15 protein-coding genes and 1 pseudogene are annotated in these 16,036 nt (G+C 51.2%); 10 read left to right on the top strand and 6 right to left on the bottom strand.

Annotated features, from left to right (window positions below; all coding sequences use genetic code 11):
* The first annotated feature begins 77 nt into the window (after positions 1-77).
* The 5 genes from F3J38_RS21095 to F3J38_RS21075 all read left to right on the top strand — a co-directional run bounded on the left by F3J38_RS21095 (position 78) and on the right by F3J38_RS21075 (position 4,187).
* A complete protein-coding gene (locus F3J38_RS21095) occupies positions 78-1,613 on the top strand; it encodes a Fic family protein (protein ID WP_167141624.1) in 1,536 nt (511 codons plus the stop codon).
* A gap of 2 nt (positions 1,614-1,615) precedes the next feature.
* Positions 1,616-1,834: a type 2 periplasmic-binding domain-containing protein gene (locus tag F3J38_RS21090; protein WP_167141622.1), complete on the top strand. Its 219-nt coding sequence runs from the start codon at positions 1,616-1,618 to the stop codon at positions 1,832-1,834.
* 429 nt (positions 1,835-2,263) lie between these two features.
* Positions 2,264-2,662 (top strand): H-NS family histone-like protein, encoded by a 399-nt coding sequence (locus F3J38_RS21085; RefSeq protein ID WP_167141621.1) that lies wholly within the window; start codon positions 2,264-2,266, stop codon positions 2,660-2,662.
* Between the two features lie 287 nt (positions 2,663-2,949).
* On the top strand, positions 2,950-3,657 hold the full coding sequence (locus F3J38_RS21080; RefSeq protein ID WP_369411027.1) for a TraX family protein: 708 nt from the start codon (positions 2,950-2,952) through the stop codon (positions 3,655-3,657).
* 206 nt (positions 3,658-3,863) lie between these two features.
* Positions 3,864-4,187, top strand: a complete 324-nt coding sequence (locus F3J38_RS21075) for a hypothetical protein (RefSeq protein ID WP_167141617.1) — start codon at positions 3,864-3,866, stop codon at positions 4,185-4,187.
* Positions 4,188-4,466: 279 nt separating this feature from the next.
* On the opposite strand, the gene F3J38_RS21070 is transcribed toward F3J38_RS21075, so the two are convergent.
* The 3 genes from F3J38_RS21070 to F3J38_RS21060 are packed head-to-tail and all read right to left on the bottom strand — an operon-like array spanning position 4,467 to position 8,077.
* Entirely contained in the window at positions 4,467-6,104 is a 1,638-nt protein-coding gene (locus F3J38_RS21070) for a M28 family peptidase (RefSeq protein WP_167141615.1), read from the bottom strand.
* Positions 6,091-6,894 carry a transporter substrate-binding domain-containing protein gene (locus F3J38_RS21065; RefSeq protein ID WP_167141613.1) on the bottom strand — a complete coding sequence of 268 codons (804 nt, stop codon included), beginning with the start codon at positions 6,892-6,894 and terminating at the stop codon, positions 6,091-6,093. The genes F3J38_RS21070 and F3J38_RS21065 overlap by 14 nt, the downstream gene beginning before the upstream one ends.
* Position 6,895: 1 nt before the next feature.
* Positions 6,896-8,077: a M20 family metallopeptidase gene (locus F3J38_RS21060; RefSeq protein WP_167141612.1), complete on the bottom strand. Its 1,182-nt coding sequence runs from the start codon at positions 8,075-8,077 to the stop codon at positions 6,896-6,898.
* 166 nt (positions 8,078-8,243) lie between these two features.
* On the opposite strand from F3J38_RS21060, the gene F3J38_RS21055 reads away from it, so the two are divergent.
* Complete coding sequence (locus F3J38_RS21055) at positions 8,244-9,143, top strand: LysR family transcriptional regulator (RefSeq protein WP_240156049.1); 900 nt, start codon at positions 8,244-8,246, stop codon at positions 9,141-9,143.
* 115 nt (positions 9,144-9,258) lie between these two features.
* On the opposite strand, the gene F3J38_RS21050 is transcribed toward F3J38_RS21055, so the two are convergent.
* Positions 9,259-9,438, bottom strand: a complete 180-nt coding sequence (locus tag F3J38_RS21050) for a DUF1289 domain-containing protein (protein ID WP_167141610.1) — start codon at positions 9,436-9,438, stop codon at positions 9,259-9,261.
* A gap of 11 nt (positions 9,439-9,449) precedes the next feature.
* Positions 9,450-10,556 carry a nickel/cobalt efflux protein RcnA gene (locus F3J38_RS21045; RefSeq protein WP_167141608.1) on the bottom strand — a complete coding sequence of 369 codons (1,107 nt, stop codon included), beginning with the start codon at positions 10,554-10,556 and terminating at the stop codon, positions 9,450-9,452.
* Positions 10,557-10,710: 154 nt separating this feature from the next.
* On the opposite strand from F3J38_RS21045, the pseudogene F3J38_RS21040 reads away from it, so the two are divergent.
* The 4 genes and pseudogenes from F3J38_RS21040 to F3J38_RS21025 all read left to right on the top strand — a co-directional run bounded on the left by F3J38_RS21040 (position 10,711) and on the right by F3J38_RS21025 (position 13,231).
* Positions 10,711-10,916, top strand: a pseudogene (locus F3J38_RS21040) (metal-sensing transcriptional repressor).
* Between the two features lie 316 nt (positions 10,917-11,232).
* Complete coding sequence (locus tag F3J38_RS21035) at positions 11,233-11,751, top strand: GNAT family N-acetyltransferase (protein ID WP_167141606.1); 519 nt, start codon at positions 11,233-11,235, stop codon at positions 11,749-11,751.
* A gap of 75 nt (positions 11,752-11,826) precedes the next feature.
* A complete protein-coding gene (locus F3J38_RS21030) occupies positions 11,827-12,258 on the top strand; it encodes a bifunctional diaminohydroxyphosphoribosylaminopyrimidine deaminase/5-amino-6-(5-phosphoribosylamino)uracil reductase RibD (RefSeq protein ID WP_167141604.1) in 432 nt (143 codons plus the stop codon).
* A gap of 553 nt (positions 12,259-12,811) precedes the next feature.
* On the top strand, positions 12,812-13,231 hold the full coding sequence (locus tag F3J38_RS21025; protein ID WP_167141602.1) for a hypothetical protein: 420 nt from the start codon (positions 12,812-12,814) through the stop codon (positions 13,229-13,231).
* A 77-nt stretch (positions 13,232-13,308) separates the two neighbouring features.
* On the opposite strand, the gene fhuE is transcribed toward F3J38_RS21025, so the two are convergent.
* The gene (gene fhuE, locus F3J38_RS21020; protein ID WP_167141600.1) at positions 13,309-15,528 is read right to left on the bottom strand and encodes a ferric-rhodotorulic acid/ferric-coprogen receptor FhuE; all 2,220 of its coding nucleotides are present in this window, start codon (positions 15,526-15,528) and stop codon (positions 13,309-13,311) included.
* Between the last annotated feature and the right edge of the window lie 508 nt (positions 15,529-16,036).

Below are 16,036 nucleotides of genomic sequence, written 5' to 3'. Positions count from 1 at the left end.
TTGACTGCGCATTAACGTTTTCACGCTGATATGCATTATTATTACTGTTTTTAAAGGCGGTTTAGAGGATTTATTGGATGCGAGTTGGTTTTAAGGCTCTGGCAGAAAAATACGGCATTGCATTAGTGCAGCCGCTGCGGATCGAATCGCAAATCGGTACCGTCAGAACCAGCCATGAGGTAGATGGACAGGTTGAGAACCGCTACCCACCAAGTTACCGACCCGATGACTCGTTCTCCGGCCACTTCGAATTTGGCCTGAAGTATGAAGAGATCCATCTGGAATTCTTTTCTCGTTTGTTTGCTGTCACCGGTCCCGTACCGATTGAAGAGTGGTGCAAGCAATCCCCCTTCGGACAATACGCGCGACGCACAGGATTTCTGTATGAATGGCTGACAGGTAAAGCACTCGATGTGCCTGATACCAGCAATGGCGGATACATCGAGGCCATCTCAGCCAAGCATTATCTGACACGCACCGGTGCGGTACGCATCAAGCGATGGAGAATCAACAATAATCTCCCAGGGACGCCTGACTTTTGCCCGCTGGTTCGCCGGACCACCTCTGTTCAGGAAGCCCTGCAGTTTAACCTCGATGAAGCGCTGCAAGAGCTGGACCAGGCATTTGGCGCTGATATTCTGATGCGCACGGCCAGTTGGCTGACTTTCAAAGAATCACGGGCAAGTTTTCTGATTGAAAAGGAAGCAGACAAAGCGGATCGCATTCAACGTTTCGCTCACGTCATCGCCCGCTACTGCGGCCGTATTGATGATCCGCTGAGTGACGCAAGTTTGCACACTTTACAGGAAGGGATTCTGGGTCATGACGCGATTGGGCTTGGCCTTCGCCGTTCCCCCGTTTTTGTCGGCCAGGCAACCATGCGTGAGGACATCGTGCATTATGTTGCCCCACAGTTTGACGACTTACCGAACTTTATAGCGGGGCTGAAAGCGTTTGACGAAGCCACTCAGGGCGCTGAATCGCTGGCGCGCGCAGCGGTCTTGGCTTTTGGTTTTGTCTATATCCATCCAATGCGTGACGGTAATGGTCGCATCCATCGATTCCTGATCAACGATACGTTAATCCGTGACAAGGCGATCCCTCAGGGAGTCATTCTCCCGGTTTCCGCAACCATTACCAGTTCGCTCGATTTCCGTGCCGGATACGACCGTACGCTGGACGTTTTCTCCCGCCGGTTTATGCAGCGCTATGCCAGTGCCTATCGGTTCGGCGAGCTGGTGACCTATGAAGATGGAACTCCCAGCAACTTCTATTTTGATGATTATGCTGATGCGTGCTTTGCCTGGCGTTATCCCGATCTCACCGAACATGTGCTTTATGTTGCGCGCGTAGTTGAATATACGGTGCGAACGGAAATGGCCGCTGAAGCACGAGTGTTGGTGGTTTTTCAAATTGCTCAGGAACGCCTCAAGGAGGTACTGGAAATGCCGGATCAGGACGCCAACCGCATCATCCGCTCCTTGAAAGAGAACGGATGGCAGGTGACGGGCAAGTTACAAAAACAATATCCCGTGTTGAGTGAAAATAGCAGGGCTGAAAGGGTCATCAATGCGGTGCGCTCAGCCTTCGAAGAGGATTTTGGTGAGAAGTAAGCATGCAGAGATTTGCTCTGCTGTCAGGCAGCGATGACCTTTTTCGTTACGGCGTTGGTGCATCGCATCTGGTTCATGGTGATATTGCCGCTGTGTTGCTGGCCGCACCTTATGGCTTCATTGAGGATGGTTCGAATTATTATCTGTTCACGGCAAAACCATTCCCTAGTGGCAGCGTCCAAGATGATTTACATAAATGGTTGCGAACGGTGGCCGATTGAACGGTCACTGCAGGTAGAATGTTGATTAATGGATCAACGCGCAACAGGAAAATCCGCATATATCCTTTGTTTTTCGCTTTTAATTCCGTAAAAGGATTAATGAACGATTACGCCTAAAGAACGCTCGCTGTCAATATTTGTCCGTCCCCAGACATACTTTAAAACAGATCCTCATGATCTACTGAACGCAGCGGGTCAGTGAATATAATCCACCCAACTGAAGGAAAATAATGCGCTTGCGATTATCAGTATTATCCCAATAATTGTGAAATAGCATAAAAATGACACTTAACTGGCTTTATTATTAGATCGCGTTGTGCTGTACTGTTCAACATAGATATGCACGCGTACAAAATTGAGCTGCAATCTGAATTCCATTGCTATTTTTTATCTTATTTCGTTCAGCGACAAAATTCTCAGGAGATGTTCATGAGTGATTCACTTAAGGCGTTAAACAATATCCGCACGCTCCGTGCTCAGGCGCGTGAAATCCAGCTTTCCGAACTGGAAGAAATGCTGGAGAAGTTCTCTGTTGTGGTGTCTGAGCGCCGTGAAGAGAGCACAGCTAATGAGGCCGCAGTACGTGAGAAAGAAGAGAAACTCGCCAAATACCGCGATCTGCTACTTCAGGACGGTATTGATCCTAATGAACTGTTAGGAGCACTGACTTCAGGGAGTAAGCCACGTGCAAAACGTGCACCACGCCCGGCCAAATATAAGTACATTGAAGATGGTCAGGAAAAGCACTGGACTGGTCAGGGGCGTACGCCAGCAGTTATTAAAACCGCGATTGACGGCGGAAAATCTCTAGAAGATTTTTTGATTTAAGCTAAATTTTTCGATTGAATTGAGATGTATAGTCTCAACATCCACAAAAGTGGGCCTGATGCCCACTTTATTCATTTTCTGCTTTTAGCGACCTTCCCGCAGACGTCGACTACACAATAAGATAACTTCCGGTTTACTCGCACGCATCGCCATTGTAATGTGCGAAATAATTTCTGAAGGGATAAAAATAAACTGGTCGGCGAACACTGATGAATAGTTCTCTTACTGCGATGAAGGCTATCTCCCCGTTTAAGGTGGTAAAGTCACTGAGCCCACTTCAGGCAGACGTGATTAAAACTATTGCGCTCGCGGCAATGCTGGCCGACCACATTAATATCATCCTGTTAGGTGGCCGCAGTGAATTCTTATATGCCTTTGGTCACGCAGCATTTCCACTTTTTACTCTGCTGTGGGCCATTAACTTACCGTCTGACCTGGCAGGTTTACGCGAGCGCACCCGCCGTCTGTGGGTTTGGGCTTTTGCCACCCAGCCATTATTCTGGCTGGCCTTCATGATGAACGGGCAGTCATGGATGGCTCTCAATATTCTGTTTACCTACGCAGGCTGCACGCAACTCCTCTACTGGGCTAAACGCTGGGGCATTAACGGTGCTATGGCAGGGATGAGTTTGCTTCTGATTGTTGCATGGCCACTGACACCGGCAAGTTACGGTGTCACGGGAATTCTGTTTTGTCTGATGTGCTTAGCAGGTAGATATCATGCGGGCTTGGCTGAAAATGGCGTTTACCTGTTCGCGGTATTTATTGCAATGGGGTGGTTAAACATGCCACCGGTGATTAGCGGATGGTGGGCAGATGCCCTGACCTTTGATTTCATCCCTACCCTTGCAATCCCTCTGCTCGTCATCTGCGTCGTTTCGGTTTTACCTGCAATCTCAGCAAGAAGAATATGGCCTCGCCGCTTTTTTTATCACGCATATGCTGCTCACCTGACTCTCCTTGGCGTACTGGCTGTTCTGCCTGGTAAGTTCTGAATTGCCTGCCTGACGGTGCGAATGGTTGCAGTTTCCCTTCGGATAATGCGAACCCTGCAGAACACTAGATATGTGGGTTATGCACTTCCATAATGAGCCCATCCGTAGAGGTGAGATGCGAAGCTAGGCTTTTCCGCAATGGTCGTTCCAAAATGGAAGCTAAGTTCTGATGTTGAAGAACTTCTGGCGAGAAAGAAATCCAGGGGATGAAACTTAAGTTAAGGACAGACATGAAGGCATATTCAAATTCTGATGCAGTAAGGGAGTTGCGTCTTATCTTAGACAAGGCGCCTGGTGGTGCTGTGAGTGGAGAATGGATTTCTACCACGGAACAGGCTGGAGTCTCCTCGCAATCCGGCGGCTATAGGTATGCCGATGGAAGCCACGTTGCAGAGGGTGACAACATCTTTCAGACGGTACGGCAGATGGTAAAAAAACTCGAAGCATCACGTACACTACGCTTCTCTCGGGACGAGGGATTGATGTTAAATAACTATCCTATGCTACCCGGTGCCGGCCTGGTGGCCTAAAGGTCAGCAATGACTTTGTTAGACCAAGGCGGCATACAGATTCCGTCAACAGTTTTTCTTTGCCCATGAAGGCTTCCTCCTGCTCGACCGCCGTTAAAGCAGCACCCGTTCAGGCGCACGAAGCCAGACGGTCGCAGACGCAAGCGGGATCTCCCGTCTTCAGGTACGACGTGATGACCTGTTCCCTTTAATTCATTCAAAATGCTTTTAGCAATGTCCCATTATGCCCTGAGACATTCGACAAAATTTTTATGACTCCTTCACCTCTCACAAACATTGTCACACTGATTGACGCAGTATCGACTCACTCCTGGCGAGTAATTCGCAGATGCGATCCCTCTGGCGGATAAACTGCGTTTCTAACATCAGCCAGTGACGCTCACCGCATTGCTGACGACGAAAACCGCGAAGCAGCTGCAGCCCAGGAAATGCACCACCGTGATAGCTGAGATCAGGATGAAAATCATCACCGGCACGATAGCGAGCGCGGTGCCATAAACCTGTGGCCTCTGACAACGAGGGCAGTTTGCACGACTTTTCGGATATCAGTTTTTCCAGTGAGCTCAGACGCTCGCGCAATGGACTCAATGAAAACGCCGGATCGATTTCATTTTGCAACTGTGCCAGGGCGTCATCCATCAGTGCCAGATAGTGCCGGGCATCCACTGGCAGCGTCTTTTCATACAACAGGGATTCCAGCCAGCGCAGATGAATTTCAAAATCCCGCCAGAGATGAGCTTCATCGACTTTATCCAGCGTGTCTTCTTCCGTATGCCACCACCAGCCGCCACCACTTCCGGGTGAAAGTGACTGCCGCTGTTCCGGTACTTCACGTAAAGCAAAATGCAGGGGGATACCGAGCCCCCAGAATGACTGGTCGGCACCTTTGCCGATCGCAGTCACACGCTCTGCAGGTTTGCCCGTTGTTGCAATAATGGCCTGATTAAGCCAGTCGAGAGATTCCGCGCCACTGGCATTTACCACAAGCCTGGTGCCACCGACACAGCCCGGAGAGTCAACATTAATGTGTGCCACACAATGCCCCAGAAGCTCGGATCGGTAGTGATCCGCGTACCATGTTGAGCCGCCGTAACGCGCATTAGAATGACCCGGCCAGAAGGCAACGCGCAGGCCTCGTGTCAGACGCTGTCCGCTAAACAGTGTTGCCAGCGCAAGACACAGGGCATTGCCCGTCGCGTTATCCGTCACACCCTCATGCCATGAATCGTAATGCGAAGAGAGCAGCACAAACTCTTCGCTAGTGCCGGGCAGTTCCACCACGGGCAAGGAACAGGGCGCGACGTGCTCATGCAAGACTGTGGTCAGACGCGCGCAGAACGTCTCGGCGGATAGCTGAGACCGCAGGTGGGCACCGTCCTGCTGGTTAATACTGATCACCGGGATGGTGGGATAGCGCGGTAAATCATCCGGCACAGGGGTACCCCACACCGGCCCCACCGTTTCTTCATGCAGCGCAGATTCGGCGGAACCCCAGATATGAACTAAGCCCGAAGCGCCCGCGTGCATCAACCGTTGCACATAGTCTTCAAAACCCTGGTCAGCAAGCACCAACTTGCCGCGCACACGCGCTGACCACGCTGCACGCTGGTTTTCAGGAATGAAGTCCAGAGACTGCGTATCGTAAAACAGTTCCGCCTCCACTCCATCCGGGCAATGCGCTGAGAATGAGCGAGTTTTCGCGTTAATCAGCTGCCCCGCCACCGTCAGGGAGGCATCAAGCGGATCGCTCAGCCTGAGACTGCAGTAGTCGCGGCGAAAAGGAATGTCGCGCGCCTGCAGCTGTTCACACAGCCAGTCGACACTTTTTTCTGCGTCTGCGCTGCCCGATAAGCGATGCAGATGCTGAAAATGTGACAGAGTGTCACGCATCAGCGCCTTTAACTCACTGGCTGGCATGAGCCGGCTCCGTGCGCGTCACTTTCATCTCCAGGTCGCCAAAGTAGTGCTGCTTCACTTTTTCCCACGTACCGTCAGCCATGATTTTCGCCAGCCCTTCATTCAGCAACTTTTGCGTCCTCTCATCACCTTTACGCACACCGTAGGCGGAGCCGATGCTGAACAGCTGATCGTCACGTACTTCAGGACCGGTTAGCGTGAAATCTTTCCCTTCAGGTTTGTTCAGGAAACCGTAGGTCACGGCAACACCCGGACTTAACGCGCCATCAAGACGACCCGCCGCTAAATCCAGATAGATCGCGTCCTGATCCGCATACATCACAATATCAACACCCTTAGGAGCCCAGAACTTATTCACGTACATTTCCTGAATAGAGCCCTGCTGAACAGCAATGTGTTTACCCTGCAGTGAAGCAACATCAGGTTGTAAGTTGCTGCCTTTACGCGCCACCAGCTTGGTGGGTATATGATAAATAAAGTCGCTGAAGTCGATGGATTTACGACGCTTTTCCGTTGCGCCCAGTGGCGAAATGAAATCCACCTTTTTAGCCATTAATGAGGGAATTTCCGCATCAAAACTGCTGACAACGTATTCGCAGGTGACATTCACTGCCTTACAGACAGCGTTGGTAATATCTATTTCAAAACCCGTTGGCGTGCCTGACGTATCGCGATACTGGAACGGCGGATAACTCAGGTCAGCGGCAACGCGTAACACGTTATCCGCTGCCAATACTGAACTGCTGAATGCGAGGGTTAATGCTGCCATGGTGGTCAGTGTCATTTTCATTTTACTTCTCCTGCAGAACAGTAGATTGCCAGGCGCTGAACTCATCACGCACGGTTTTCAGGTTTTCAGCCTGTTGAAGGTCAAAAGTGGTCATCGCAAGGGCGCGGGCCGCATTCAGCATCGCGGCTATCCCGCTGTCAGAAGCCGCAGCGGTTGCGAACTCCGGGGTATGGGGGACAACATCACCAATACGCAAATAGGGATGAATCGCGGCGGTGAGCTGGCTGACATTACCAATATCTGAAGAGCCCACGCCGCCACGTTCCGGTGCAGCCTCCGCCACCAGACCCAGTTGCTCAATATTCGTCTGGAATAATCCTGCCAGGGCATGATTGTTATTGCGCTCGGCATAGGTCAGGCCCTCTTCAATTTCCAGGCGTACACCGCTCATTTCCGCTGCGCCCTGAGCGGCAGCAAACACCTTGCTGCGCACGTTTTGCAGGCCCGCAACGGTGGCCGCACGCATCAGGAATTTCGCTTCTGCATAAGCAGGCACAATGTTGGTGGCGCTGCCGCCGTGCGTAATGATGCCGTGAACCCTCACGTCATCGGTGAAGAACTGCCGAAGCGCATTTATGCCGACAAAGGCGTGAATCACAGCATCTAACGCGCTGATGCCCAGATGTGGCGCCGAGGCCGCATGGGCCGCTTTGCCATAAAATTTGAAGGTTGCATCGACACAGGCTAACGCGCCTCGCGTCATCATGTTTTTCTCGCGTGGGTGGAACATCATGACAGCATCGACACCGTCAAACACCCCGTTCTCCGCCATGATAATTTTTCCGCCCCCCTCTTCTTCAGCAGGTGTGCCGATGACTTCGAGCACGCCGCTGTGCAGCGTGCCGCTGTTCGCCAGTGCCACCGCGGCAGCCACCGAGGCGGTACCAATCAGGTTATGACCACAGGCATGGCCCAGCTCAGGTAGGGCATCGTATTCCGCCAGCAGCGCCACATGTGGCCCCGGCTTTCCGCTGTCTAAACGTGCGCGGAATGCCGTCTCAAGCCCGGCAACACCGTGGGTTACAGTAAAACCCGCGGCCTTGAGGGGAGCCTGCAGCGCAGCGCTGGCATGATGCTCCTCAAAACTGAGTTCAGGCTGTGCATGAATAGCCCGCGCTAACGTGGTCATTTGCTGGCTGATTTGCTCAATGGCAAAAATAATTTTATTTTTTTGTTCAATCATGGTGCAACTCCGAAGGGCGCCTCACTTTTTTAGTGCAGACAAATGCCTTTTGTGTTCAATGTATTAATAAGATATACAGGGCTTTTCAGTTGATGCCTAATTGAGCTTTTTTATTACTTGCGTCGGAAAAGAAAAAAATATTTTATGGAAGCAGATAAGGAGGCGAATGATGAACGACAAAGATTGGCTGATTATTCACACGGTCTGGCAGCACCAAAACATCACGCGTGCGGCAGAACAGCTTTACACCTCCCAGCCTGCGCTCAGCTATCGCCTCAAGCAGATTGAACGCAAGCTAGGCATCGCACTGTTTGAGGAGAGCGGGCGGAAGATAACGTTCAGCGCCCAAGGGCGCTATCTGGCACAGCATGCGGCGAAGGTCTTAAAAGACGCACAGCAACTCAGGCAGACACTGGAAAGCCTGTCACAGCCTCGTCAGGGGGAGCTGCGTATTGGGGTGACCAGTAACTATGCTGCGTACCGCCTTCCCGATATCCTGGCGCACTTCGCTGAGATCCACAGCGGCATTCGCGTTCACTTGGTCAGTGGCCTGAGTGAAGAGATGTACCAGCAACTGCAGCGTGAAGAGGTTCACGTGGCGCTGGTCAAGGATGACTATCACTGGCGAAATGGAAAGCGGCTGGTGGATGTGGATGATTATTGGTTAGTGAGCAAGCAACCACTGGACCTGCGCTTGCTGCCTCAGCTACCGCAGATACGTATCAACCACGGCGGGCATGTCACCCATCTGATTGAACGATGGTGGAATGCCAACTACTCCCTTCCTCCACGCGTGGCGATGCAGGTCGATAAGCTCGAAGTGTGTCTCGCCATGGTGGAGCACGGGCTGGGTTATGCCATTGTCTCAAGCTATCAGCCGCTCTCTGAACATCTACACCGCCAACCCATCAGCGTGGCGGGTGAAGCGCTAAAAAGCCGGACATGGCTGCTATATCATCATGACAGCCGTGATGCATCCGTGATCCTGCCCTTTGTGGAAATGTTTTCAGACCTCAGTAACCCTTCGGATCAAAGCCTTGCCCCTTCTGAATCTGCTCCCCACTGACCAATAAACCCTAATTGAAGTTAAATACAGAACTTACACTTCAACAGGGTTAATCACTATCAGAGATTCCATCATCTCTTAAGCGTGTAAACGCCACCAGGAATGTTGGAATGTACTACGCCTTCAAACGCAGAATGTTCATACGGCCCGCCAGAGCGCGCTCAATTGCCTTTTGATGAAACGGTGACATTTTACGCCAGTCCTGTGCTTCTTTTTTCGTACGTCCGCAGCCTTCGCACCATCCATTCTTGCCGGTGAAGCCGCACTGGTCGGTGCAGGGTGATTTTACTGCCATTTCTTACCTCTCTATTCGTTCAAACCGATAAATCCATGGAAGGCCATGTAAATGCCGACCACTGCAATTAGTGCGCTGGAAAAATAAGGTGCCCGACGCGCAATATCACCAAATCCCTTCCAGCGTTTGCTGGCGTGGCGAACGCTCAGCGCAGCGCCAGCACCGACGGTGACAAGTGTCAGTGCCAGTCCAATACTGAAGCAGACAACCAGCGCTGCGCCGAGGGTAAATTGTTTAACCTGAATGCACAGCAGCAGAACAGTGATTGCCGCCGGACAAGGGATCAGCCCGCCAGTCAGCCCAAAAAGAAGAATCTGCATGTTGCTCACCTCACGCCCGTCGAACCGGCGGCGAATGTCGTCGGCGTGAGCACGTTCGTGTGCATCCTGATATTCAGCAGACCCCACTTCCAGCCCTTCAAGTTCGGCGTGATCGTGCTCATGAAATGCAACATCATAACCGTGAACATGATTTCGATGCCCCAGCTCCAGGCGGGCACTGAACGCATGCGGCTCAGGAATGATATCTTCAGAAATCAGCAAACCTTTTAGCTGGTTAAAGCAGAACACCTGGCTGGATCCATCCTCACGCCGGGTCGTCACTACTACGTCATTTTCACTCCATTTATGGCCCGTCAGGTTGGTAACAACCCATCGGGCGGGACCTTCAGCTTCGTCAATAGCGAGTTTGACCTTGCCGTGACCGGTATCAATGATGTGACTCTCATCGTGCTCGTGATGATTTTCTGCATGCTGCCCTTTCCGCCACTCACGCGCTTCAGACCAGGTTCGCCAGAACATCCAAGCGGCAGTAAGCAGAATAATGATGCCAGAGATGAGCTGGAGCCATGGTTCAGCTGCCTCGGCAGTAAACTGCCGGCTGATATACATGCCTCCCATGGCGATAAGCCAGACCACAGCAGTATGTGAAAGCGTTGCCGCCAGACCCAGCATAACAGCCTGTTTCACAGTCCCCCTGATGGCAACAATGAAGGCCGCCATCATCGTTTTTGAATGGCCGGGTTCAAGGCCATGGAGTGCGCCCAGCAGTATTGCGCTGGGGATAAACAACAAAGCACTGGAAGTGCCCTGACTCAGCAAAGCGGAAAAATCGTTCATGTCGTGATCCGGTCGTGATAAGTTTCAGACGGCCAAAAGGGGCCGTAAAATTGAACGAATATACTATACCCCAGTATACAACCTGATCAACAAGAGATCGTTAATGGGGCATACGTTGAATAACCAGAAGAGCCTGCTTTCCCGCGTGTGACGTATCAAAGGTCAAGCAGTGTCTATTGAAACTGTGCTGGAGGCGGGCCATGAATATCTGAAGCGGTACGCGGTGCGGTCCATGGACTGTTGAGTGAGCTACTTGAGGGTCATATCAGAGAACATTTGAAGAATGAAAAAGCGTCTGAGCAGGAAAGGAAGGAAGATCTTGATGAAATAGTGGCAGTAATACGTTCCTACATGAAGTAACGTGACCCACCCATGCAGGATGCGGTCACTCAAATTCTGCCTTCAGCCGTGACGCCCACAATGAAACCTCTGTCAGATTGACAGAGCTCGCCTGTTTATGTCATTAAGCGCTGTCAGGCTTAAGACCCAGCATATTGAAACCCTGAGAAATCTCAAAGGGGTCTATGTTGATGTATGCTGTTCACTCTCAGCGGATCTTGTCCAGCACGTAGGTCAGCTCCGTGCCAAAAGCAGACGTTGTTTTAATTACTCGAGAGAGATGAATCATGCATGATGGTAAAGCAGCTGCATTAAATAGCTACGATTGGGTGAAGTGATGACTGCTCAGCAAGCGCCTCAACTTGAAACTGCCCGACTGATTTTAAGGCAATTTGCGCTCGCCGATTTTCCAGAGCTTATGGCGAGCTGGGCTACTCCTGAGATGGCTAAAATTAATGGCGGTGAGAATCCAACGGCAGAAATCGTTTGGTCACGCTTACTACGCTATATCGGGCACTGGCATGCATTGAGTTATGGCTACTGGGCGGTTATTGAAAAAACAACAAATCGTTATATTGGAGCATTTGGTTTTCAAGATGCCCATCGCGATATCACCCCTGCGTTAAAATACCCTGAAGCTGGATGGACGTTGATTCCCGAAGTTAGGGGAAAGGGTTATGCGTCTGAAGCACTGGCAGCAATTTTACTTTGGGCCGATAAGACATTTTCCTCTTCAGTGTGTTGTATCATTGACGAAGAAAATAGACGCTCAAATTATCTCGCTGAGCGTTTTGGTTTCGAGTTTCAAGGGTATGTTAACTACCATGATAAGCAGGTACGGATGCTAATACGCTAGTAGTTTTTTATGGACATTAATTTCAGAATCCTTAAAAACAGGCGGTAAATGACTTACACAAAAGACGGAAAGTGGATGAGTGAAGAACTGAAATTCATGTTGTTGGCGCTTGAACACTCCCGCCAGGCATTACCGAAATGCAGGCCTAATCCACCGGTAGGGTGCGTGATTGTTCATAAAGGAGATGTGGTCTCGAAGGGGTTTACGCAATCCCCAGGCCATAGTCACGCTGAGATAGACGCCATTTCTAGACTAAAGTTTCCAATTCGGGAATGTGAAATCTTTGTCACTCTTGAACCCTGTTCCTTCCAGGGAAGAACCCCATCCTGTGCTTTAACACTTGCAGAGTTGAAGCCAAGACATGTCTATGTAGCTTTAGAAGATCCGCACCCTAGAAATAGGGGGGAAGGGCTTAGTATTTTAAAGAATGCAGGTATCAGTTTCACATTAGGTCTTGGTAAACAAGAAGTTGAAGACTTTTTGTCACCCTATTTATTGAGGTCATGACCTGCTCGCCTTTGATTAATACAGAATGCTGTTAACAATGTCTGCAGACGCTCATCACGGACCCTATTTAATGTTCAAGCCGTGGAGCGTTCTCCCCCAGACCCCAGCCGCATGCCCGAAACGTTTTTCTTCGCGGTTCGGCGAAGCTTACAGGTCTGCCGGCTAGCGCACCCAGCAACGCCGGGGAACCATAGAGGGGCCACAGTCATTATGGGATAGATCAGGTGCGAGTCAGAGCAACAAGGAAAATATGAGATGGGAAGTAAAATCACAGACACGAATTGTTCGTGACGCCTGTCCTTGCGCGTAACATCCTTAACTGCCTACTCTACCCAACCACCAATAGAAATAATTATCATTATCAAATATCATTTACTAAGCCTGAAAAACTTCTCCTGGTGAGATGGCAGCCTGCACTTGTTCTGGCCGGTACACATGAAGCTTTGCAAAGACGTTTATCAGCCGGGAGATAGGAGCAAAAAGTGGCCGAGTCGGCATAAGCCCCCAGCTACCCGTAAAATACAGTTCCATGGAATGGAGTTTCTTCAACGCGATGTCCCGCTATAAAAAACGCTATCCCGGCGGAAATCCTGCCCGAAAAAAGCAGGTGCAGAATGCCAAAAGCTACGGCCCTTTCCTTGCCTACCTCCGCAGCCTGACATTCATAAAAAATACGTTAATCGGGTGCCTTTACCCTGGATTGATGGCGACAATCTTTTATCGGGAGCAGTTTCCTGGCTGGTGGTATGCCACCCTGCTGGTGCCGATCGCTCTTTTTCCTTTTGCAGCAGTCGCCATCCAGCGCATCGGACTCCTCATTGCCCCTGCCCGATTCTGGCAGAAATACCACACACTGGAAATCCGCCACCAGAACACACTCTTCCTCTTTTACCACCTGCTGATAACGCTACTGGTAGTGCCACTCGCTGCAGTGTATTTCATCTGGCTTCGTTCAATGAGACATTCAGGCTGAATGGGTGGCCTGGAAGGAAAAGGCTACTTCAGTAGCCTTGGTAAATACACTGGCCTCATCACTGAGGCCAGTTAGCATCAGAAGCTGTAATTCACGCTCACCGAGTAGTTTCTTGGCTCGTTAAATGCCACACCGCCTGACGGATTGGTGTTGTATTCGCGATCGAACAGGTTTTTGATGTTGCCCTGCACGGACAGCTCTTTCGTCACCTGATAACGGGCAAAGAGATTCGCCAGCGGGTAGCTTCCCTGATAAACGCGCTCGGTCGCACCTGAGGGATTCGTTGCTTCCTTGTAAGTGCGGTTCTGCCAGTTAATACCACCACCCACTGTCAGGTCTGGCATGAACGGCAGGTTATAGCTGGTGAACAGCTTCAGACTGGTCTGCGGCATGTAAGGGTTGGTGCGGTCGCCGTCGGCGTCCTTCGCCACATAACGTGTGGCACCAAACATCACCTTCAGGTTATCAGTCACCGCGCCGTTGATTTCGAAATCAACTCCGCGGCTGACCACGCCTTTTGACGCTCTGTAGGCATTTTCGCTGCTGTTATTCACGTAAGTGTCACTCTGGATCTGACCCAGATTGTCCTGCTCTATGCGGAACACCGACAGGCTGGCCGTGATGCGACTGTTGTCCCAGTCCCCCTTTATCCCCGCTTCGTAGTCTTTACCGGTCACGGGCTTCAGGTAGTTACCCTGCTGATCGCGGTAAGTCTGCGGCTGGAATATCGAGGTATAACTCGCGAAGGCAGAGTAATTCTCGTTGATGTCATAAACCAGACCGCCGTATGGCGTCAGGTTGTTCTTCTCCATGTCCGCTGACGTACCAAGCGCACTGTACTGGGTATAACGTGCGCCGACGATCAGTGAGAGCGGATCGGCCAGCGAGAAGCGCGCCGCTGCATATCCCGACTTCTGACGGATAGTGTCTTCTGAAGAGAGCGCCCAGGCAGGCCAGTCTGGCTCGGCCACGTCGCCATTCCAGCTGTTCCAGTCTCCGATTTGAGCCGGTGAAAGGATGGAAGAGGAGTAAAGGTAACGGTTACGCTGACGGCTATAATCAACACCTGCGACTAACTGATGCTGACGGCCAAATAGTTCAAACGGGCCGGAGGCATAGGCATCCACTGCGGTCTGCGTTCGCAGCCCCTTATACCAGCCTGCAAAGCCGTATCCGCTACTGTTCAGAATCCCGGTTGTCTGATCAGGATAGCCGGTGACATAAAGTAGTTTGCTGTCGAAATCAGACTGGGTATGCGTACCGTTTACGCGTACCTGCCAGCCGTTATCGAAGTTGGTCGTCAGGTTCGCAAACACCTTGCGGGACAGAATATTGTAATGCGTCCAGTCTGCCGACGGATTGGCGCCGCGATCGTACTGAATTTTACTGCCGTTGCTGTACCACGTCGGCAGTCCGCCCCAGGTCGGGCCATCTGTATTACGGCTCTGGTAGTCATAGCCCAGATCCAGCGTAGTGTTGTCGCTGATATCTGCCGCAACAGTGGCATACAGGAATTTCTTACGTTTGTGGTAGCGGTCGACCCAGCTGTCCTGATCCTGATAGCCCGTCACCACGCGCCCGCGCAGTGTACCTGCATCATTCAGCGGCCCGGACAGGTCTGCAACATAGCGCTTATTGTCCCAGCTTCCGTAGCTGGCGGAGAGATTACCTGCGAAGGTTTTGCTGTCGGCCTTTTTGCGGATCATGTTAATCGCCGCGCCAGGGTTACCCGTCCCGGTCATTAATCCCGTCGAGCCGCGAACCACATCGATGCGCTCATAAATAGCAGAGTCGCCATCGGTTTCACCGAAGTTCCAGGCACCTGTCTGGGTAGAGGGAATATCGTCGTAGGTGTAATTGTTGATGTAGAAACCACGCGAGTAGAAGTCCACGCGTTCGGAGTCATTCTGAGATGCCGAGATGCCCGTGACGTTTGCCAGCGCGTCCCCCACGTTCTGGAGATTCTGGTCTTTAATCCGCTGCTGGGTCAGTACGCTGACCGACTGCGGAATATCGCGCTGCGTCAGGTTCAGTTTGGTACCCGCGCGCGTAGCAGGAACGGTATAGGACTGCGCAGGATCGGAAGCCGTACCACCGGTGGTATCGGCGGTGACCACCAGCGACGGCTCTTTGCTGGCATTCGCCGGAGCGGCAACGCTGTCTGCCGCGCTGACGGTTTTAATACTGACGGCATGAGTAATACAGAGCGTCAGTAATGAATAACAAAACGTTTTGGAAACCCCGGACGCACCTGATTTGTCGCGGGCCTGAGGGCCCGCTACCCTTTTGAAAGACATGCAAATACCTCATTGTATTATTGTTTATGCTTTTTCTGGCCCGTCATCAATACGCCTCAAAAGAGCGCGTATAAACGCATAGGAATAGGCCATGGGACTCAAACATTGTAAATACAAATGAGATTGATTTCCATTACGATTATTTTTTATGAATTTTGTAGAACACCCTTTATTCTACCCCGCCCGGTTTGAAAGGCGCGCTTGATGGTCTTTTTTTATGAATTCAAAACCGGGACGACTTTCGATCCATTGGTGAACAACTAATAGCCGCATGGCAAGGAGCATTCATACGTGTTTTGTCAGAGCTCACTTGCTTGTCGGTTGACGCTGTAGGGTTAGAGATCGGGCTTAGCCGGGGAGCCGAGCGGGATTTAACAAATCTTTGAAGAGAGGAGTAGAGAGGGCAGTTATCTGGCCTCACGATGAGCCTGTACCCGATGTGAAACCATTCAAGTGGCAAATAATAATGCTGTTATGCGGGTGATAAAACCGATATTAGCGTCAAAAA

It is taken from the genome of Candidatus Pantoea formicae, from assembly GCF_011752625.1.
Classification (GTDB): Bacteria; Pseudomonadota; Gammaproteobacteria; order Enterobacterales; family Enterobacteriaceae; genus Pantoea; species Pantoea formicae.
Note: the sequence above shows the minus strand (reverse complement) of the source record. Positions and strands in the feature narration are given on the sequence as shown.